This is a genomic window from Rhodocytophaga rosea, assembly GCF_010119975.1.
Lineage (GTDB): Bacteria > Bacteroidota > Bacteroidia > Cytophagales > 172606-1 > Rhodocytophaga > Rhodocytophaga rosea.
The window spans coordinates 4,250,004-4,271,586 of the sequence record NZ_CP048222.1; the positions used below are offsets into that span (position 1 = coordinate 4,250,004).

Annotated in this window: 20 protein-coding genes; 10 read left to right on the plus strand and 10 right to left on the minus strand. The window is 39.1% G+C overall.

Translation table 11 applies throughout. From position 1 onward, the window contains the following. Positions 1–609 carry an Ezrin/radixin/moesin family protein gene (locus tag GXP67_RS17580; protein WP_162444333.1) on the minus strand — a complete coding sequence of 203 codons (609 nt, stop codon included), beginning with the start codon at positions 607–609 and terminating at the stop codon, positions 1–3. A gap of 524 nt (positions 610–1,133) precedes the next feature. On the opposite strand from GXP67_RS17580, the gene GXP67_RS17585 reads away from it, so the two are divergent. Together GXP67_RS17585 and GXP67_RS17590 are read left to right on the plus strand one after the other, a co-directional pair. Then, the gene (locus GXP67_RS17585) at positions 1,134–2,132 is read left to right on the plus strand and encodes a sugar phosphate nucleotidyltransferase (protein ID WP_162444334.1); all 999 of its coding nucleotides are present in this window, start codon (positions 1,134–1,136) and stop codon (positions 2,130–2,132) included. A gap of 65 nt (positions 2,133–2,197) precedes the next feature. Beyond that, positions 2,198–2,671, plus strand: a complete 474-nt coding sequence (locus tag GXP67_RS17590; protein WP_162444335.1) for a DUF1440 domain-containing protein — start codon at positions 2,198–2,200, stop codon at positions 2,669–2,671. Between the two features lie 6 nt (positions 2,672–2,677). On the opposite strand, the gene rfbA is transcribed toward GXP67_RS17590, so the two are convergent. The 8 genes from rfbA to GXP67_RS17630 form a co-directional block, all read right to left on the minus strand. Next, a complete protein-coding gene (gene rfbA, locus GXP67_RS17595) occupies positions 2,678–3,541 on the minus strand; it encodes a glucose-1-phosphate thymidylyltransferase RfbA (protein WP_162444336.1) in 864 nt (287 codons plus the stop codon). 73 nt (positions 3,542–3,614) lie between these two features. After that, entirely contained in the window at positions 3,615–4,598 is a 984-nt protein-coding gene (locus GXP67_RS17600; protein WP_162444337.1) for an SDR family oxidoreductase, read from the minus strand. A 56-nt stretch (positions 4,599–4,654) separates the two neighbouring features. Beyond that, positions 4,655–5,704, minus strand: coding sequence for a dTDP-glucose 4,6-dehydratase (gene rfbB, locus GXP67_RS17605; protein WP_162444338.1), 1,050 nt, complete (start codon positions 5,702–5,704; stop codon positions 4,655–4,657). Positions 5,705–5,716: 12 nt separating this feature from the next. After that, on the minus strand, positions 5,717–6,763 hold the full coding sequence (gene galE, locus GXP67_RS17610) for a UDP-glucose 4-epimerase GalE (RefSeq protein WP_162444339.1): 1,047 nt from the start codon (positions 6,761–6,763) through the stop codon (positions 5,717–5,719). 260 nt (positions 6,764–7,023) lie between these two features. Next, a complete protein-coding gene (locus GXP67_RS17615; RefSeq protein ID WP_162444340.1) occupies positions 7,024–8,313 on the minus strand; it encodes a nucleotide sugar dehydrogenase in 1,290 nt (429 codons plus the stop codon). A 64-nt stretch (positions 8,314–8,377) separates the two neighbouring features. Then, on the minus strand, positions 8,378–9,316 hold the full coding sequence (locus GXP67_RS17620; protein ID WP_162444341.1) for a UDP-glucuronic acid decarboxylase family protein: 939 nt from the start codon (positions 9,314–9,316) through the stop codon (positions 8,378–8,380). Positions 9,317–9,352: 36 nt separating this feature from the next. Further along, positions 9,353–10,684, minus strand: a complete 1,332-nt coding sequence (locus tag GXP67_RS17625) for a UDP-glucose dehydrogenase family protein (protein WP_162444342.1) — start codon at positions 10,682–10,684, stop codon at positions 9,353–9,355. Between the two features lie 1,406 nt (positions 10,685–12,090). Further along, positions 12,091–12,480: a VOC family protein gene (locus GXP67_RS17630; protein WP_162444343.1), complete on the minus strand. Its 390-nt coding sequence runs from the start codon at positions 12,478–12,480 to the stop codon at positions 12,091–12,093. A gap of 105 nt (positions 12,481–12,585) precedes the next feature. On the opposite strand from GXP67_RS17630, the gene GXP67_RS17635 reads away from it, so the two are divergent. Beyond that, positions 12,586–13,464: an SDR family oxidoreductase gene (locus GXP67_RS17635; RefSeq protein WP_162444344.1), complete on the plus strand. Its 879-nt coding sequence runs from the start codon at positions 12,586–12,588 to the stop codon at positions 13,462–13,464. A gap of 90 nt (positions 13,465–13,554) precedes the next feature. On the opposite strand, the gene GXP67_RS17640 is transcribed toward GXP67_RS17635, so the two are convergent. Then, positions 13,555–14,151, minus strand: a complete 597-nt coding sequence (locus GXP67_RS17640; RefSeq protein WP_162444345.1) for a Crp/Fnr family transcriptional regulator — start codon at positions 14,149–14,151, stop codon at positions 13,555–13,557. A 258-nt stretch (positions 14,152–14,409) separates the two neighbouring features. On the opposite strand from GXP67_RS17640, the gene nosZ reads away from it, so the two are divergent. From nosZ to GXP67_RS17675, 7 genes are all read left to right on the plus strand, one after another. Beyond that, on the plus strand, positions 14,410–16,416 hold the full coding sequence (gene nosZ / locus GXP67_RS17645; RefSeq protein ID WP_162444346.1) for a Sec-dependent nitrous-oxide reductase: 2,007 nt from the start codon (positions 14,410–14,412) through the stop codon (positions 16,414–16,416). 69 nt (positions 16,417–16,485) lie between these two features. Then, on the plus strand, positions 16,486–17,109 hold the full coding sequence (locus tag GXP67_RS17650) for a hypothetical protein (RefSeq protein WP_197901705.1): 624 nt from the start codon (positions 16,486–16,488) through the stop codon (positions 17,107–17,109). Between the two features lie 40 nt (positions 17,110–17,149). Then, a complete protein-coding gene (locus GXP67_RS17655) occupies positions 17,150–17,608 on the plus strand; it encodes a nitrous oxide reductase accessory protein NosL (protein ID WP_162444347.1) in 459 nt (152 codons plus the stop codon). Then, complete coding sequence (locus tag GXP67_RS17660) at positions 17,592–18,902, plus strand: nitrous oxide reductase family maturation protein NosD (RefSeq protein ID WP_232065256.1); 1,311 nt, start codon at positions 17,592–17,594, stop codon at positions 18,900–18,902. Before GXP67_RS17655 ends, GXP67_RS17660 begins: the two co-directional genes overlap by 17 nt. A gap of 2 nt (positions 18,903–18,904) precedes the next feature. Next, positions 18,905–19,630 carry an ABC transporter ATP-binding protein gene (locus GXP67_RS17665; protein WP_162444348.1) on the plus strand — a complete coding sequence of 242 codons (726 nt, stop codon included), beginning with the start codon at positions 18,905–18,907 and terminating at the stop codon, positions 19,628–19,630. Further along, positions 19,627–20,415 (plus strand): ABC transporter permease, encoded by a 789-nt coding sequence (locus tag GXP67_RS17670; RefSeq protein WP_162444349.1) that lies wholly within the window; start codon positions 19,627–19,629, stop codon positions 20,413–20,415. The genes GXP67_RS17665 and GXP67_RS17670 overlap by 4 nt, the downstream gene beginning before the upstream one ends. Positions 20,416–20,453: 38 nt before the next feature. After that, positions 20,454–21,554 (plus strand): DUF8744 domain-containing protein, encoded by a 1,101-nt coding sequence (locus tag GXP67_RS17675; RefSeq protein ID WP_162444350.1) that lies wholly within the window; start codon positions 20,454–20,456, stop codon positions 21,552–21,554. Positions 21,555–21,583 lie beyond the last annotated feature (29 nt).

Sequence of the window (21,583 nt, forward strand, 5' to 3'; positions counted from 1 at the left end):
TTAAATAGCTCCTTCTAATACATCTTTGATATTAACCCGTTCGCCATCTTTGTAAGGCACGATCCAGGCATCTTTTACACCCATTTCTCTCAGGTATTTCTTAAAATTATCGGCTTCCCAATATTCACCAAAATAACCCAGGGTATATTTTTTTACGCCATCCGGATCTACGTCGCCGCTGAAATTCTGATTATTTTCAAAATATTTGCTTAAATCTTTATTACGGAAAGCGCCAATCTGTACTTTAAAAATTACGCCTTTTGCGCTTATTTTACTGCCAGAGCCAGTAACATTGGAAGATTGCTCATCGGCGAGTTTGGTCTTGGCTTCCTGTAATTCAGCTTTTAATTTTTCGATCTCAGTATCCTTTACACTCATTTGTTCCTCAAACCCCAGAACCTTAGCGTTTAACTCACTTGCCTCGCTTTTTAATTTTGACTGCTCGTCTACCAGGCTTTTATATTCGAGTGGGTCGAGGCTTTTGGCTTTCTTTTTCCATTCTTTCTCTGTTGCCTTATCTTCTTTGGACTTTTTACGCTTTTGTGCATAGCTGTTAGATACAAAGCTTACTGACAGGCAAAGTATCAAAATGAGAACATAATTTTTCATAAGATATTTAAATCGGCTAATATTATTTCTACAGTTGAGGTTATCTATTCGCTACTGACTATCTGAGTAATACAACTCATTAATTATCAATAGGGAATAATAACTGTAAAAATACTTTTGGCCTACATAACAGGTTTTATTTTTTCAGCCGAAAACATACAGCGTGATAGAAATACTTAAAAGAAAGACAGATGGGAAAAACCAGGAAAGAACATGTAAAAAAATCCATGAAACTTTATCCACAAAAGTGCAAAAGTTATCAACATTTTACTGATGAAACTTGTAAAATGCTGAATATCAGTATGAATAAATATATTTTGAAATAAATAATTTGTGGATAAAAAGGAGTTTTGAGTTTATGAGCCAAAAATTAGTAACTTACCAGAATAAAAGCAACCAATAAATTGATAAAATTTTTTATTGCAATTCTATATTATTTAAAATGATAGCATGACATGCCAGAAGAATTATTACATATATTGAATAGGTAATAGGTAGTTATTTTTATCTGGTAACCACACTACATGAAAGCCATTATTCCGGTAGCAGGTATTGGTTCTAAGCTGAGACCTCATACTCATACGCAGCCTAAAGCGCTGGTGCCAGTAGCAGGCAAACCCATACTAGCTCATATTATAGATAGCCTTATTGAAGGTGGAATCAGGGAATTTATTCTGATAATAGGCTATTTAGGCGATAAAATTGAAAAATATATTGAAGCTACTTATCCAGATATCAAAGTAGATTTTATAATTCAGGAACCCCGTGAAGGCCTTGGACATGCCATCTGGCTTACGAAAGAATATCTGCTTCAGGAAAAGGAGATACTCATTGTACTGGGCGACACTATTGTAAATACAGATTTGCAGCAGATACTACAGTCTGAACACACCATTCTGGGTGTAATGAAAGTACATAATCCTTCTTTATTTGGGGTAGCAGAAATTGAACACAATGGAATCATCAAACGGCTGGTAGAAAAGCCTAGAATTCCTAAATCAAATCTTGCGCTGGTAGGAATTTATAAAATCAATAATCCCCCATTGCTGTTTTCTTCGCTCCAATACTTAATTGACCATGGAATAAAAACCCAGAATGACTATCACCTGACCGATGGATTGATGCACATGATTGAAGCTGGTGAAAAAATGACCACTATACAGGTAAATAACTGGTACGACTGTGGCAGAAAAGAAACTTTACTAGAAGCTAATGCTATTTTATTGAACCGTTCAGCCTATAAACATATCCATTATGAGCAATTTCCCGGCAGCATTATTGTTCCGCCGGTAAGTCTGGGAGAATCATGTCAGATTAAGAATTCCATTATCGGACCTAATGTTGCTATCGGTGAGCATACAACCATTCAATCTTCCATTATTGAGAATAGTATTATAGGTTCATTTAGTGAACTGGAAAATGTAGTATTACAGGAATCTATTATAGGCAATGATTCTTCTTTAAAAGGATTAAGCCAAAGCCTGAATATTGGGGATAATACCGAAATTAACTTCAGTACATAAGAATTGGCTACTTTACTTGTTATTAAATTAAGATAAATCTTTCAGATATTTTACCTATAGCCTATTTGAAAACTCCGTTTACAACGATTTTATGGACAGGTTTCCTGGTAGGCTTACTTGATGGCATAGCAGCTATAGTTAATTTTCTTGTCTCTGGCGGAGGAAACCCGGTCAGGATATTTTATTATATTGCCAGTGGTGTTTTCGGGAAAACAGCGTTTGTAGCGGGTAATCAGATGCTATTTTGGGGCTTACTATTCCACTTTATGATTGCCTATATTTTTACAGCTTTTTATTTCTGGTTATACCCTAAGGTAAATTTTTTCTCTACGCACGTAATCTTATCAGGGATGATATATGGGATCGTGGTATGGATAGTAATGAATCTGCTAGTGTTGCCTCTCAGTAATACGCCTAAATTACCATTTAGTAGCACACAAGCAATTATAGGAATAGGTATTCATATGTTCCTGGTAGGATTACCAATTTCTTTACTTATGCATCAGTATTTTACAGGGTATCAACACAAAAAAGCCTGATCTATTTTATTGTTGTAAAATACTCATCAAGTATTTACCATATCCGCTTTTGATGAGGGGTTTGGCAATGGCCATTAATTCATCAGCGGTAATAAAACCCTCCCGGTAGGCGATTTCTTCTATACAGCCAATTTTAAGTCCTTGCCGTTCTTCTATTACTTGTACAAAATTGCCAGCCTGCATCAGAGAAGTAAATGTACCTGTATCAAGCCAGGCAGTGCCTCTATCCAGAATCCCTACTTTCAGTTTTCCTCTTTGCAAATATGTTTTGTTTACATCTGTAATTTCGTATTCTCCCCGGGCGCTTGGTTCTAAACTTTTGGCAATTGATACCACTTCGTTATCATAAAAATATAAACCCGGTACGGCATAATTTGATTTGGGATGAGCCGGTTTTTCTTCGATGGAAATAGCCTGGTTATTTTTGTCAAATTCCACTACACCATACCTTTCCGGATCTTGTACATGATAAGCGAATACAATGCCTCCATCCGGGTCATTATTTGATTTAAGCAGTTTGCCCAGACCACTCCGGTAGAATATATTATCTCCCAGAATCAACGCCACTTTATCACCTCCGATAAACTCTTCACCAATTACAAAAGCTTGTGCTAATCCATTGGGTTCATACTGCACAGCATAAGTAAAAGAACAACCCAGATTCCGGCCATCTCCCAAAAGTTTCCTGAACAAGTCAAGGTCATGCGGTGTAGAAATAATCAGTATATCCTGGATACCAGCCATCATCAACGTAGACAATGGGTAATAAATCATGGGCTTATCGTAAACTGGCATCAATTGCTTACTTATGGCTAATGTAAGCGGATGCAAACGAGTACCTGAGCCGCCGGCTAAAATGATTCCTTTCATATGATTAATAAGCAGACTATAAACTGAGGTGCAAAATTGGCCTTTTATATTTTTATCACAAGAGTTCAGTGCATTATTTGTGATTCATAAACCAATCCCAGGTAATTTGTAAGCCCTGTTTGATTTTTACAGCCGGTTGATAGTTTAACAATGTATTTGCTTTACTTATATCTGCCAAACTATTCCGAATGTCACCAGAACGTTCGGCAACATAGGTTGGCTTAAGTGTTGAACCTGTAATGGCCGCCAGTGAGTAAAATAATTGATTTAATGAAGTGCTTTCTCCAACAGCAATATTATAAACTTGATTGATGGCTGAATCTGGTGCAAATGCAGCTCTTATGTTAGCCTGAACAGCATTTTCGACGAAAGTAAAATCCCTGGTTTGCTCTCCATCGCCAAAAATAACAGGAGATGTGTTTTGAGAAATCGCTTGAATAAACAGTGGAATTACTGCGGCATAGGCTCCTTTTGGGCTTTGTCTGGGCCCAAATACATTAAAATAGCGCAACCCAATCACAGGTAGTTGATAGGTACGGGCAAAAACATCTGCATACAATTCATTCACAAGTTTGGTAACAGCATAGGGAGAGAGAGGTTTGCCAATGCGATCTTCTACTTTAGGCAATTCTTTGCTATCTCCATAGACAGAGGAAGAGGCTGCATATACGAAGCGTTTTACTTTATTATCACGAGCTGCGATGAGCATATTCAGAAAGCCATCAATATTTACAGCATTAGTAGGAACAGGATCTTTAATGCTACGAGGTACAGAACCAAGTGCAGCCTGATGTAACACAATATCTACTCCTTTACAAGCTTCCTGACAAATCTGTATATCCCGGATGTCCCCTGATAGATATTCAAATGCGGTATTATTATTGAAAATTTCTATGTTTGAGTCAAATCCGGTTGATAAATCATCCAGGATTCTTACTTTTCCAGCATTGTACTTTAACAGATATTCTGCCAGATTAGAGCCAATAAACCCAGCCCCACCGGTAATTAAAAAACTATATTTACTTAAGTCTTCCTTATGAAAAGGGGTTTCGTACATGTGAATATGGATGATAGCTGGTTTTACAACCGGAGAATGTGTAGAAAAGGAATTCGCTAATTATATTGCTCTTTGTAATAATGCTGATATGCACCCGAAGTTACGTTTTCCAGCCATTCATTGTTAGTGAGATACCAGTCTACGGTTTTTTCCAGACCTTCCTCAAATTGCAAAGAAGGTTTCCATCCTAACTCATTCATAATTTTGGAAGCATCAATGGCATAACGTAGATCATGGCCAGCTCTGTCGGTAACAAAAGTAATCAATCGTGCAGAAGTGCCTTCCGGACGATTCAGTTTCTTATCCATAATACGGCAGAGCAAATGAACAATATCTATATTCCTCCATTCATTAAACCCTCCAATATTATAAGTTTCACCAACTTTTCCTCCGTGAAAAACAGTATCAATTGCCCGGGCGTGGTCTACCACATACAACCAGTCACGCACATTTTCACCTTTTCCATATACAGGCAAGGACTTATTATTCTTTATATTATTGATACATAAAGGCAGCAATTTCTCAGGAAACTGATTAGGGCCATAATTATTAGAGCAGTTAGTAATAACTACTGGCAATTTATATGTATTATGATAAGCTCTCACTAAATGATCAGACCCAGCTTTTGAAGCCGAATAAGGAGATTGTGGATCATATGGCGTAGTTTCTATGAAAAAATCTTCCGGGTTATGCAGAGAGCCATATACCTCATCGGTAGAAACATGGTAGAACAAATGGTCGCCGGAACTATTCTTCCATAACATTCTGGCAGCGTTCAATAAATTAGCTGTACCTACCACATTGGTGTAAATAAAAGCCATCGGATCGCTGATTGAGCGATCTACATGAGATTCAGCTGCCAAGTGAATCACTGCATCAAAGGCATGTATCTGAAATAACTTATGAATGAATTCAGCATCTACAATGTCGCCTTTAATGAAAGTATAATTAGGCATTTCCTCTACATCTGACAAGTTAGCCAGATTGCCAGCATAGGTAAGTTTATCCAGGTTATAAATAGAATAATCGGAGTATCGGTTTACAAACACACGTACGACATGAGAGCCAATAAATCCTGCCCCTCCGGTGATTAGTATTTTTTTCATATGCTATAATAATTAAGAAGGAACCTGAGCCGTTTCAGCTTTACTTTGTAATTTTTGTTGCCAGTTCCATGCATCTTTTAAGGCATCTCTTAAGGTAAGTCCCGACTGCCATCGCAATACGTCACGGGCTTTATCTACTTCAGCATAAATTTTTTCAATATCTCCGGCTCTGCGAGGACCTATCTTATAATTCAGTTTTCTTCCAGTTACAATTTCAAATGTCTTAATTACTTCCAGAACCGTATTACCAGCTCCGGTACCTACATTAAATACATCATAATATTGAGAATCGTGCGTACGGTCTAATAATTCGAGTGCTTTAACATGCGCTTTGGCCAGATCAACTACATGAATATAATCTCTTACACAGGTTCCATCGGCAGTATCATAATCATTTCCAAACACCGTAATCATGGGTCGTAAACCAGCAGCCGTCTGGGTGATAAAAGGAACCAGATTACCAGGGGTACCAATGGGCAATTCACCTATATGACCAGAAGGATGGGCACCGATCGGATTAAAATACCGGAGAGAGATGGCTTTTAATGGTTTCCCTGCTTTCACCATTTGCTCGATCATCTGCTCGCATAATTGCTTAGTACTTCCATAAGGAGACTGTGCTGGCAAAATTGGTGATTGCTCGTTCACAGGCAATACTTCTGGCTGTCCATACACTGTACAAGAAGAGGAAAAAACCAGATGAGGAACGTTGTATTTACCCATCATTTCCATCATCACCAGCAATGAATTCAGGTTGTTTCTGTAATACTTAACCGGTTGTTGTACAGATTCACCTACTGCTTTAAAGGCAGCAAAATGAATAATACCAGTAATATTTTTTTCGTGGGCAAATATAGTATCCATTACTTGCTGGTTATTACAATCAGCATCATAACAAGAAACGGCAGTACCTATGATATTTTCAATTCCTTGTAAAACTGATATTTCGGAATTTGAAAAATCATCAATAATGATAGGTTCAAAGCCTGCCCTATACAATTCTATTACGGTATGAGATCCTATAAACCCGGCTCCTCCTGTAACTGCTATTTTGCTCATATTATACTGGTATTTTAATGTATGTGTCCATCTTATACGTGCGCTTTTTGAGAAAGGCAAAGCAAATATAGATAACTATACACAGAAGTGTACTTTTAGTTAATTATAAAAGATAAAACAATAAATTAATTGATACTATTTCAAGATCCACAATCTATCAAACATATGAGATATAATAGTGAAGAAGATATTCTATGAAACAACTGAAAAATGGTAATTACAGACGGCGAACTTAAGGTTTTTCTAGTAAGAAAAAGTAATTATAAAGACCAGTATTCCAAACGTTTAATTTTATTTCTGTAAATACCTTTAATATCAACTATTACTGCCTTTGATGCGGATAAAGATTCAAAAAATGATTCTTCAAGCTTTATATATTCAGTATGGCTTACAGCTAAAATAATCGCATCATAATTACTTCCTGCTTGTGGCACAAGTTCAAATCCATATTCATGCTTAAGTTCATCTGAATCCGCATGGGGATCAATAATGTCAACATGTACTCCAAAACTTCTCAATTCATTCACCACATCGGCTACTTTAGAATTGCGTATATCTTCTACATTCTCCTTAAAAGTAGCACCCATAATTAACACTTTTGCTTTTACAATATCTTTGCCTTGTTTAGCCATCAATTGTACAGTCCGCTTGGCTACATAAGCACCCATAGCATCATTAATCTGCCTGCCACTCAAAATTACTTTCGGATCATGCCCTAACTCTTTGGATTTGTAAGTTAAATAATAGGGATCTACGCCGATACAATGTCCTCCTACCAAGCCAGGTGAAAAACGCAGGAAATTCCATTTTGTCCCAGCTGCTTCCAAAACTTCATATGTATTGATTTTAAGCCTATCAAAGATCATGGATAACTCATTCATCAGCGCAATATTTAGATCACGTTGTGTATTTTCGATGATTTTGGCTGCCTCAGCAACTTTAATAGATGAAGCCTTGTGTACGCCGGCCTCTACCACAAGCTTGTATATTTCAGAAATTACATGCAGAGAATCTTCTCCACAGCCGGAAACAACTTTAGTAATTTTAGAAAGTGTATGTTCTTTGTCGCCAGGATTTATACGTTCAGGAGAATAGCCTACTTTAAAATCTTTTTTAAAAATAAGGCCTGATTCCTGTTCCAGAATAGGAATACAATCCTCTTCTGTACAGCCAGGATATACGGTTGATTCATACACCACATAATCTCCTTTTTTTAGAACTTTCCCTACTGTCGCTGAAGCAGATAGTAGTGGCTTCAGATCAGGCATAGTATGGGTATCTATTGGGGTTGGCACAGCAACAATGAAGAATGAGGCTTTACGCAGATCATCCAGGCTGTGTGTAAAGGTGATATCGCAGCCTTCAAAATCTTTAGTGGTAAGTTCGCCACTAGGATCTATCCCCTGTTGCATCAGAGAAATTCTATGGGAATTAATATCAAAACCAATTACTTTGATTTTTTTTGCGAAGGCTAATGCAATGGGGAGTCCAACATATCCTAATCCAATTACTGCCAGTGTTGCGTGTTTATTAATGATTTGTTCAAGCATATATAATAAAAAACATTCAGGGCTAATTTTAAGCCCTGAATGTAGTAACTATGTTAATAAAATCTTAGTTTTCTAAAGTATTCTTAAAAAATTCATAAGTAATCTTTAATCCTTCAGCACGGGAAACTTTTGGTTCCCATCCTAAAAGTTCCTTGGCTCTGGTAATATCAGGACGGCGCTGTTTAGGATCATCTTTGGGCAAAGGTTTATACACAATTTTTTGTTTGGTACCTGTCAGCTTGATGATTTCCTCAGCAAACTCCTTAATAGTAATCTCATCAGGATTACCAACATTTACCGGATAGGCATAATCACTTAACAATAAGCGATAAATGCCTTCAATCAAATCATCAACATAACAGAAAGATCGGGTTTGAGAACCATCTCCAAATACTGTTAAATCCTCGCCTTTGATAGCTTGTCCTATAAATGCTGGAAGCGCCCGTCCATCATCTAATCGCATGCGCGGACCATATGTATTGAAGATACGGACAATCCTGGTTTCCAGGCCATGAAAAGTATGATAAGCCATTGTCATCGCTTCCTGAAAACGCTTTGCTTCATCATAAACTCCTCTAGGGCCGATAGGATTTACATTTCCCCAGTAATCCTCATTCTGTGGATGTACATGCGGATCACCATACACTTCAGAAGTAGACGCAATCAGCATCCGGGCACCTTTAGCTTTTGCCAAACCAAGCAGATGATGTGTTCCCAAAGAGCCTACCTTTAATGTCTGAATAGGTATTTTTAAATAATCTATCGGACTGGCTGGAGAGGCGAAATGCAGAATATAGTCCAAACTGCCAGGTACGTGTATATATTTAGAAACATCCTGATGGTAGAACTCAAATTGCGGCAACTTGAATAAGTGTTCTATATTCTTCATAGAACCTGTAATCAAGTTATCCATGGCAATTACATGGTATCCTTCTTTAATAAATCTGTCACAAAGATGAGATCCTAAAAATCCGGCTCCTCCGGTAATGAGTACACGCTTCATATAAGGTTGAACAAATGTATAGTGTATGGATGAAAATTATGCTTTTACCTCTGATTCCTGGTTAACGGTTTCTCTACCTATGCTATAATAGGTATAGCCTAATTCTTTCATTTCAGCAATGTCAAACAAATTTCGTCCATCAAAAATAACTTTGTTCTTCAGTAATTTACTTACTACTCCAAAATCAGGCGTACGGAACAAAGGCCATTCTGTAACAATAAGTAAGGCATCTGCATTTTCAAGAGCAGAGTAAGGGCCATCAGTTAAAGTAATTTTGTTGCCAAAGATGTTTTTTACATTCTCTGCAGCTTCAGGATCGTAAGCTTTCACTTTAGCACCAGCCTCCAATAATTCCTTGATATTTATTAAAGAAGGAGCTTCGCGGATATCGTCGGTATAGGGTTTAAATGCTAATCCCCAAACAGCAATGGTTTTTCCTTTTAATGCGCCATCAAAATAATCTTTAATTTTTGGAATCAATTTGGTTTTTTGAATCTCATTCACTTCCATCACTGATTGAAGAATTTTAAAGTCGTAATTATATTCTTCTGATGTTTTCGCAAGTGCCTGAACATCTTTTGGAAAACAGCTGCCACCATATCCAATACCAGCAAACAAAAAGCGTTTCCCAATGCGGGAATCTGAACCTATGCCCATACGAACATGGTCTACATTTGCACCAACTTTTTCGCAAAGATTAGCAATCTCGTTCATGAAAGTAATTTTTGTAGCCAGGAAAGCATTGGCTGCATATTTTGTCATTTCAGCGGAACGTTCATCCATAAAGATGATTGGATTTCCCTGACGTACAAGTGGGTTATACAGATGAGTAAGCACTTTCTGGGCCTTTTCAGATTCAGTTCCAATTACCACCCGGTCAGGCTTCATAAAATCTTCAACAGCAACCCCTTCCCGGAGAAATTCAGGATTAGAAACCACATCAAATTCTACCTTTGCATTTTTAGCAATTCTGTCTCGTACCTTTTCAGCTGTTCCTACAGGGACAGTACTTTTATCAATAATTACCGTGTAATCCTGCAATAATGGGCCTAAATCGTCAGAGACTTTTAGGATATATTTCAAATCTGCTGATCCATCTTCGCCAGGAGGTGTAGGTAAAGCCAGAAAAATGATTTGAGCCTCTTTAATACCCTCAGCTAAATCAGTTGTAAATCTTAAACGTTTTGCTTTGATATTACGCTCGAAAAGAATGTCAAGGCCTGGTTCGTAAATTGGAATAATCCCATTTTTTAGTTTTTCAACTTTTTTAACATCAATATCAACACAGGTTACCTCATTACCTGTTTCGGCGAAGCATGTACCTGTTACCAGACCAACGTACCCGGTTCCTACAACGGCTATTTTCATAGTGCGTAAATTTGTATAGTTTAATGATTAGTTTAAAAACAACTTACAGTTTTGCAAAATAATAACTTTTATTCTAAAATTTCTTAAGGTGTAACCGCATATCCATAAATTCATCCCTTATTACAATTTTTACTTGGTATTTTACTTTTAGATACAAAATATTACATTAATAATTAATCCCTTTTTTTGACATCTAAGTTAAATCCTTAAAATTGTTGTCATTATAGATGAAATATAGCTAAAATATTATTATGTGAGTTTTAGAATTATAAGCGTATTTTATAATTATTTTAAGCCTGAAAATTAAGAATTGTTATGCAGCCATCTTTAAAAAGTTTCTTAAGAATAATTATTAGTTCTTAATCTTCAACATTTAATATTACTTTAATCAGCTTGTCTCTTATAAGATTACTTTACATAAGTATAGTATATTAGCATAATGTAATTCGACCTTGTATCTCGTCACTAGAATTTTTTCCAACTTAGAATATAATATTAGTAAAATCTAATTTATTCTTGTAACGCTAAAGCATGTAGAGAGATGATTTTACTTTTGCAGGTAGATTTTAAATGAGCAAGTTTAGGATTTTAGAAAAGTTAGCTATTAATTTATTAATAAAATATATAAACTCTATTGTATTGACAATCAATAATTTGAAATTTTTAATTGTTCATTTACTTCTATTTCAAGAAATTCAATATGATTAGGTTACAAATTGAATCATTCTTTAAGACGGATGATATACTGAGTGCTTAAACCACATTGGATGGTATTTAGCTTTTTTTGAAAGCAGCTAAAGCCTGGATATTTCCCTGCTTTGAGTCACTCATACCTGAGCTATTATCAGTACCTGTAGATCTGAGCTTTGTTCGAGTGTAAGCAATAGAGGGGCAGAAAGAAGATAGATAAGTTCTGCTAGTGCCAGTTATCTACTTCTGCCAATAAGGCTTCATTGTATGTATAGCGCATTATCTGGCACCAGCACGGTTGGTTTGGTCAATGGGCTATACAAGTGATTAATCGAATCAATGATGAAGGCACAATTCAGATTGGCTTTGGTCTGGTAAGTAATGACTGTATTATCCCCTTGAGAAAAGCCAAGCAGGTTGATCTTTTTGTCTTTATAGAGCTGATCGGCAATTGTTTCTGTTTTTAGTTGGCAGCCCTAAGTAGGCTGGGGTTCATAGATAAAGCAAATTCATCAGCAAAGAATAACTCAACTATATTGTACACATAATGTCCAAAGCATAACTAACTGTAGCTCTTTTGTCTGCCTTTCGGGCCTCTCTTGTTTACTTTTGAGGCTTCTACGCAGGTAGCTTTACGCTTCTGCCGCTTACTTGAGCGCATCAGACCCACCATTTCTGGTGGCTTCTATAATCTATTTCTTTCTATACTAACGCTCTTACTCCCATATTCCTGTTGGTACAATCTCCAGCAAGTGCCCATCCGGATCACGGAAATAGAAGGAGTGAAGATCATCTTTCCATGCTTGTTCATGTTCAATAGTGATACCAGCTTGTTGTATCTTCTCTTTCCATAACTGGTACTCCTGCGGACTAACTTCAAAAGCCAGGTGTAAGTGTCCGGAACCGTAATGGGGAGGCAGGTTTGTATCTTGCCTTGTTTTTTCGGCAATAAAGCAGAGCAGTACAGAACTGCCAGCCCTAAAAAATATATGCCGCCCTTCTACTTTACCAATAATAGGAAACCCCAGTTTGCCATGATAAAAATCTTCACTTTTCTGAAGATCTGATACATATAAGCAGGTTTCTTTAATCTTCAATACGTTCATAAGAGAATTAATTGTTTAGTTTGGCATTTAAAAAATTGTTATAAGGGCTAACCTCAGCTTTGTATCCTACGTTGTGAAGGTATATTCAACCTAACAATATAAACTATGGAAAACCAGCCCACCGCTAGCAATAAACCAGAATCAGTACCAGCACAAGCACAGGAACGTCAGCCTGGTTTGGAAACAAAGATGAATCCTAAGCCAGAATATATACGGCAAGGCTATAAAGGCAGCAATAAATTGAAGAATAAAGTAGCCCTTATCACCGGAGGCGATAGTGGTATTGGACGGTCGGCAGCTGTACATTTTGCCCGCGAAGGTGCAGATGTTGCCATTGTATACAAGGATGAAAATGAAGATGCCCAGGCCACGAAAGAAATGATAGAGCAGGAGGGAAGAAGGTGTATTCTCATAGCCGGAGATATTGGCCGCGAAGAATTCTGCCAGGAAATTGTACGACAAACAGTAGCGCAGTTGGGTAAACTAAATATTGTGGTAAATAATGCGGCTGAACAACATCCCAAAGAGAATATAGAAGACATCACGACAGAGGATCTGGAAAATACCTACCGGACCAATATTCTGTCTATGTTCCATATTGTAAAAGCGGCAATTTCGCATTTGCAAGCTGGTGACTCAATTATTAACACGACTTCCGTAACGGCTTACCGGGGAAGCGAACATCTGATTGATTATTCGTCTACTAAAGGTGCTATTAATTCTTTTACGCGTTCTTTGTCCAAGAATCTGGCGCAAAAAGGCATCCGGGTGAATGCAGTAGCACCAGGCCCTATCTGGACACCCTTGATCCCAGCAACATTTGATGAGGAGAAAGTAGCTAAGTTTGGTAAAGATACGCCTTTAGGAAGGCCAGGGCAGCCTTCTGAAGTGGGTCCAAGTTATGTATTCCTGGCTTCTGAAGATACCTCTTATATGACCGGCCAGATTCTGCACCCGAATGGGGGTGAGATTGTGAATGCGTAGGGCAATTTCGGTTATCAATTACAGCATAAACCCGCAAGATGTAGTTTTTGCGGGTTTTATATTTAATTACTGTCCTACCCCGGAAACTGATCAGTTTAAGTATATTTTATGCTTGATCACACTAACTTTTCCTTCTTCTTTCAACTTGCTTACAGTCCGTATCACAGTTTCCACGCGTAAACCTGTCATATCAGCAAGTTGCTGACGGGTATAAGGAACAAGAAATTTTTCATGCTTTGGCGCCTCAGAATGGGCTTTGAAGTATTTGATAAGGGTGATCAGCCGGTGATCAGGGGCATAAGAGGAAATTTCTTTCAGTACCATCGACTTGTATTTCAGTCTTTTTGCGAACACCTCACTGAATTTCAGGTGTATGTCAAAATTATCTTTCAGTAATTGTAGGAATGACTCTTTCCGTAGCTTAATTAACACCGTATCTTTAATAGCAATGGCATCGCTGGGATATCTGAAGTCTGCAAACAAAGGCGGCTCTCCGAAACTTTCATTGTCTTCAAAAATGCCTTGTATAAATTCCTGCCCGTCATAGCTATAATTTACCATCTTGATACTTCCAGTTACAATCTGAAAGTAATGCAGGGGTGCATCTCCTTCCCGGAACAGCACCTCTTCCTTATCGAGTTCTACTTCCTGGCTTCCATATCGCTTTAATATTTCTACTGGTATCATTTTAAGGATAGTTAAGACAACCTCTTTAGAAGTTGCTGGCAAATATGCGTAAGTACTGCGCTACTAAATATGATTGTTTCTACTTAAATACATGATACTTATCATCTTAAAAAAGAAGTAATAACTCTTTTCTGTATGATTCAGATCATAAATTTTCCTTAGGTACTAGTTTACTTTTGTATCAGATGCTGGAGAAAGAATAGACTCATTTTAGCAATCAGACTTCCACTGTGATTGAAATACCTAATTACACATACCATGAAAACTTTATATAAAATAAGAGCAAACTGGGCCTATATGCTGCTGGCAGGTTCGCTTGCTGTATCTACTGGCTGCAGAAATACAGAAGGCACCACAGGCTCTGCCATTGGCTCCGACAATGAGGCTGCCCGGAAGGTGTTTGTCGCTCCAGGTAAGCATGATGAATATTACGCCTATTTATCAGGTGGTTTTAACGGGCAGGTAGACGTTTACGGATTACCTTCCGGCCGTTTGCTAAAAGTAATTCCGGTATTTTCGCAAAACCCGGAAAATGGCTATGGATATTCCGAAGAATCCAAGCCTATGCTGAATACTTCTTTTGGATTTATTCCCTGGGATGATTTGCACCACCCCAAACTCTCGCGCACCAATGGAAAACCCGATGGCCGGTTCTTGTTTGTGAATGGCAATAATACACCACGTATAGCAAGAGTAGATCTGAAAACTTTTGAAACCGCCGAAATCATTGAAATTCCTAACAGTGCCGGTCAACACTGCTCGCCTTACCCCACAGATAATACCGAATACGTAGTAGCGGGTACCCGTTTTGCCGTGCCGATTTCTAATGATGGTGGAGGCATTGAAGATGTGCCGCTGGATACGTACAAAGATAAATTCCGGGCTTCATTATCCTTTATTAAAGTAGACCCGGCATCTGGCGAAATGAATATCGACTTCCAGATTCTGGTGCCAGGTTTTGACTTTGACTTAGCCAATGGCGGCAAAGGCCCTTCTGCCGACTGGATGTTTTTTACTTCTTATAATACAGAAAAAGCCGGAACACTGAAAGAGATAGGTGCTTCTCAAAATGATAAAGACTATTTAGCTGCGATCAACTGGAAAAAAGCGGCTGAATATGCACAACAAGGCAAAGCCAGAGAAATTCCGGCTAACTATTACCATAATAAACTTGACCACAACACACATAGCGTAACTTCCACCCAGAAGAAAACGGTGCGTGTGTTGTTGCCGGAAGATTGTCCAGGGATGATGTATCTGATTCCAGTGCCTAAATCACCCCATGGCGTAGACGTAGATCCCACCGGTGAGAACATTGTAGTAAGTGGTAAACTGGCAGCAGTGATTCCGGTACACTCGTATGCTAAAATGATCAAAGCCATTGCAGACAAAGCCTATGAAACAACTATCAACGGTATTCCGGTGCTAAAATATGAAAGTGTACTGGCAGGAGAAGTGCAAAAACCAGGGTTAGGCCCCCTGCATACCGAGTTTGATGCCAAAGGAAATGCCTATACTTCCATGTTCGTGTCGTCAGAGGTAGTGAAATGGAGCGTAAAAACCCGTGAAGTATTAGACCGCATTCCGGTGTATTATTCTATCGGCCACTTAATGATTCCAGGAGGTGATACACAAAATCCGGATGGAAAATATTTGCTGGCGATGAACAAAATCACCAAAGACCGCTACCTGCCTACTGGTCCTGAGTTAGCACAAAGTGCCCAGCTCATTGATATTTCCGGCGAGAAAATGAAGCTGCTGCTCGACTTCCCGACTTTCGGCGAACCACATTATGCACAAGCCATTAAAGCAGACATTGTATCCAAAAACAGCACTAAGTTCTACCGCCTGGATGAAAACGAACACCCCTATGCAACTAAGAAAGAAGCAGATGCCAGAGTAGAACGGAAAGGCAATGAGGTACACATATATATGACGGCTATCCGCAGTCACCTGGCTCCAGATAATATTGAAGGCATCAAAGTAGGCGATGAGGTATACTTCCACATCACCAACCTGGAACAAGACTGGGACGTACCGCATGGATTTGCTGTAATGGGTAACCAGAATGCCGAACTGCTAATTATGCCTGGTGAAACCAAAACCTTAAAATGGGTGCCTACTAAAAAAGGAGTAACCCCCTTCTATTGTACCGACTTCTGTTCTGCGCTGCACCAGGAAATGCAAGGCTATGCCAGAGTTTCTGAAAAAGGTGCTAATGTGCCGATCAAGTTCTGGCTGGGCGAACCTAAGAAAGGGATATAACTAACCTCTTTGTAAAGGCTGCCTGCTAAGCGGGCAGTCTTTATTCCTTTTCTCTTAAACTTTAAAGTTATGAAAAAGATATCAAGCCTGCTGGTCATATTGAGTTGCCTGTTTGTTGCAGCCACTTTTTTTGTGCCTTTGTGGTATATCAACCTGGAAGCGCCTCAATATCCTGGCGGACTGCAAATGTATATCTGGCTCAGTCAGATCACTGGAACCGATGAATTTACGTTGCAAAACGTGAATATCCTGAACCATTACGTTGGCATGGCCGCTATTCACCAGGATTCATTTGTTGAGCTGCGCATTATGCCTTATGTAGTACTAGTGCTGATCGCTTTAGGTATAGCTGTTGCCATTATCCGGAACAGAAAAGTATTGGTTGGATGGGTAGTATTACTGATCATAGCTGGCACTGTGGGATTGATTGATTTTTACCGCTGGCAACAGGCTTTCGGGAATAACCTCGATCCCAATGCACCCATCAAAATTGAAGGCATGACGTACTCACCGCCTTTTATCGGAGTGAAAACATTATTAAATATTACGGCTACCTCTTTTCCTCATTTAGGTGGCGCAGCTTTTGGAATGGGCCTTCTCTTAGCTATTGGCGCAGTATACCTGGCTTTTAAACATACCAAACAAAAGTCAGTTATTCAGCCTATGAATAAGCTTATTATTAATGCATTATAATAAAGTTAGGTTGTAAACTGAAGATATAACATTTCGCAATATGATAACGCCGCTAAAAATATATGTTGGTCTAACGTCCATCCTGTTGCTTATTGCCTGCCAGTCTGGACCTGAGCCTATTGCGTACGGCAGTGATAATTGTCATCACTGCAAAATGACTATTTCTGATAACCGCTATGGTTCAGAGCTGGTAACCCAGAAAGGCAAAGTATATAAGTTTGATTCCATTGAATGTATGGCTCAATACCTGGATGAAAATGAAGCTGGTGCTTCTGCCAAAACATTGCTGGCAACAGATTATAAAAATCCTGGCCAGTTCATTGAAGTAAGCAAAGCTATTTTCCTGCAAAGTGAGCAGATGCCTAGTCCGATGGGAATGTTTCTTACAGCGTTCAGCGATCAGGAAACTGCCAGCCAGTTTGCCGCAGAAAAATCCGGAAATCTGTTAACCTGGGAAGCAACCCAGAAACTTTGTGCTAGTCATGGAAATGCTCACTAATACATACAGCAATTGTATTTTACAAAAACAAGCACTTGCTTCCGGTGTAAGGGCATCTGTTGCTTTTCTGCTTTTATTTTTACTGACAAGTATTAGTCAGGTAAGTGTTGCCCAAAGTTTGCTTGTTGGTAAAACAGGCACAATACAGTCTGTAAAAAAAGCAATTCAATTAGCACAACCACACGATACAATATACATCAGCCAAGGCACATACCTTGAAAGTGACATCATTATCAACAAACCGCTTACCCTCATTGGCAGACACAATCCGGTGATAGATGGGCAGTTTACCGGAGAAATCATTACTATACAAGCAGATAGCGTAGTGGTAGAAGGACTAGTGCTGCAGAATGTAAAAGTAAGTGCCATCAAAGATTATGCGGCTATCCGTATTTCCAGGAGTAAGCACTGCATCCTCCGGAACAATCAGATCAGGAATGCCTTTTTTGGCATTTACCTGGAAAAAGCCGATAGCTGCCAGGTGCAGAATAACCGCATTCATTCTCAGTCAACAATGGAAAGCACTTCCGGAAACGCCATTCATGTGTGGTACTGCAACACCATGCTGATAGAGGATAATCAGGTTTCCGGTCACCGGGATGGCATCTATTTCGAGTTTGTAAGCAACAGCCGAATTATAAACAATATCAGTACAAAAAACCTGCGCTATGGATTGCACTTTATGTTTTCCGATAACAATGTATACCGCAGCAACCGGTTTATTAACAATGGCGCTGGAGTAGCTGTGATGTATTCCAAACATATTACCATGGTAGAAAACACATTCCAGAATAACTGGGGCGCTTCTGCTTATGGCATTTTACTCAAAGACATCACCGATAGCCGTATTGAGAAGAATACTTTTTTGCAAAATACAGTCGGTATCCATGCGGAAGGCACCAACCGTACAATTATTCAGCACAATGAATTCCGCCAGAATGGATGGGCATTGCGCATGATGGGAAGCTGTGAAGAACTCCGTTTTGAACGTAATAACTTCATCGCCAATACTTTTGAAGTGGCCTCCAGTAATAATTACACAAGTAATAATACATTTAATGGCAATTACTGGAGCAGTTATACAGGCTACGACCTCGATAGAGATGGCACCGGAGATGTGCCGCATAAACCCGTTAAATTATTTTCTTACCTGATAGAAGATGTGCCTACGGCGATGGTGCTGATCAGGAGTTTATTTATTGATTTACTGGAGCTGGCAGAAAGAGTAGCCCCTGTATTAACGCCCGCAACGATTCAGGATGATGGTCCTAGTATGCGTTTAAACCACTGGTAACGATGATTGAGATTCAACACATATATAAATCGTTTGGAAAACTCCAGGTGCTGAAAGGCGTGAATGTACGCATGGAGCCTGGAAAAATTTATGCTTTTCTTGGGCCTAATGGTTCTGGAAAGACAACTTTGATTAAATCTATCCTGGGGCTGGTAAATCTGGATGCCGGAGAAATTCTGATAAACGGGCAAAATATCAAACACAACTGGCAATACAAAAATGGGATTGGCTATATGCCCCAGATCGCCCGTTTCCCTGAAAACCTCAATATGATGGAGTTAATCCGCATGCTTAAAGACATCCGTAAAATGCCTTCCTGTGAGGAGCAATACATCCGCTACTTTGAACTGGAGAATTTCCAAAACAAAGCATTAAAGAATTTATCAGGAGGTACGAGGCAGAAAGTGAATGCCATTTTAACGTTCATGTTCAATCCGGATATTCTCATTTTCGATGAACCTTCTGCCGGCCTGGATCCGGTTTCGCATATTAAGCTGAAAGACCTGATTCTGCAGGAGAAAGAAAAGGGAAAAACCATTTTGCTTACCACCCATATGTTAAGCGAAGTAGAAGAACTGGCTGATGAAGTGATATACCTGCTGGATGGCAAAATTTATTTCCAGGGCACTGTATCAGAATTGCTTTATTCCCAGGATGAACTCCGCCTGGAGCGGGCTATTGCAAAAATCACTCAAAAAAAAACGGCTAAAGAAAGGATAAAGGTATGAATACCTTAGCAAAAATAATCAAATACTCATTTTACGATACCTTACGTAGCTGGTGGGCTTTACTGTATGGCCTGTTTTTTCTGACCCTAACCTCTACTCTACTCTATTTTTCCGGCGATTTTACCAAAGCGCTGGTAAGCTTACTGAATGTAGTGTTGCTGCTGGTTCCCCTGATCAGCACGGTGTTTGGCACTATGTATTTTTACAATTCCAGGGAATTTTCTGAGCTATTGCTGGCACAACCTATCAAACGCAGCCACCTGTTTCTGGGTCAGTACCTGGGATTAACTATCTCGCTGCTACTAAGTTTTTGCCTGGGTCTGGGAATCGCTTTTGTCATTTATGCAGGCACTTTAGAAGAGAGCAAACATCTGTTTATGCTGATGCTGTGTGGCTCTTTACTAACGGCTATATTTACAGCTGTTGCTTTCCTGGTATCTGTCAGTTTCGAGGACCGCATTAAAGGGTTTGGAATCGCTATCCTGCTCTGGCTGTTTACAGCGGTTATCTACGATGGATTATTGTTGGCATTTCTGGTCATATTTGATGACTATCCCCTGGAAAAAGTATCTATAGGCATCACGCTTTTCAACCCCATTGACCTGTCCAGAATACTCATTTTACTGCGTCTGGAAACGGCGGCTTTGCTGGGATATACTGGAGCTGTTTTTGAAAAATTCTTTGGTACCCTGCAAGGTACACTCATTTCTTTTTGTACACTGGTATTATGGATTGTATTGCCGCTGCTGCTTTTTGTAAGAAAGGTGAGCCGTAAAGATTTCTAGCATATAGCAGATATAGTCATTTTTAGAATCCACCTATCATGTCAAAACCTGCTCCTTTCTTATTGCCTGTAGCCATACTTTCGGCACTTACCGGAGTTGTTACTGGCTTATACCGCATCGGATGGGTTGGGTTCCCTGCCAACGCCGCTGGAGAACATGGGGCTATTATGGTAGGCTGCTTCATGGGAACCTTAATAAGCCTGGAGAGAGCTGTGGCGCTACAAAATAGATACGCCTTGTTTGTTCCGGCTATAGGGGTGGGAAGCCTTATTGCCTTTTTAGCCGGTTTCAAAGAAGCTGCATATATACTGTTGATTATAACTAGTATTGGCCTAACAGGAATTACTTTTTATTTGCAGAGCCGCCTTTCTAGTACAGGATTTGTAATTGCTTTCACAGGGGCGATTTGCTGGCTTCTGGGAAATGTAATGCTCGTACTCTGGAACATGTATCCGGTAGCAGTTTCCTGGTGGATGGGTTTTATATTGCTTACTATTGTTTCTTCCAGACTAAAATCAAGTATTTCGCCAGAAGCGGCTAAGTTTAAATTTACTACATTATACCTGGTAATTGGCCTCGTTACAGCAGGCTTGCTGATGCCTTTTCATGGAACAGGACGCTATGTGATGGGAGCAGGATTAGCTTGTACTGCCCTTTGGTTACTAAAGTATGATGCCGCCAGAGAAAGCATGAAAGGAGAAGAAGTAAACAGGTATTCTGGATTGCTCATACTGACCGGATTTATGTGGTTATTTATTACTGGAATATTCATGCTGTGGGGCGATTTATATGGCCCTTTGTATGATACAGTCCTTCACAGTTTTTTCATCGGCTTTCTTTTCTCGGTAGTGATGGCGCATGGGCCTTTAATTCTTCCGAACATACTGGCTTTACCCATCAAACCCTTTCACAAGTTGCTATACATCTGGTCTGTTTTACTGCAAGGCTCACTAATTGTTCGGATCATAGCAAATTTTCTTGCTGAGTTTGAATTAAGAAAGTGGTCAGGTGTGTTAAATGGTATAGCAATTCTGGTTTTTTTCGTGAACATGGCAATTTTGCTGGCAATAGAAGTACGTAAAGCGAAAAATCAGAAGAATAATCCAGTAAAAAACAGTGCCGAACCGGTTCATTCATAAATAAGGCACAACAAAATTATTTTTTTAAC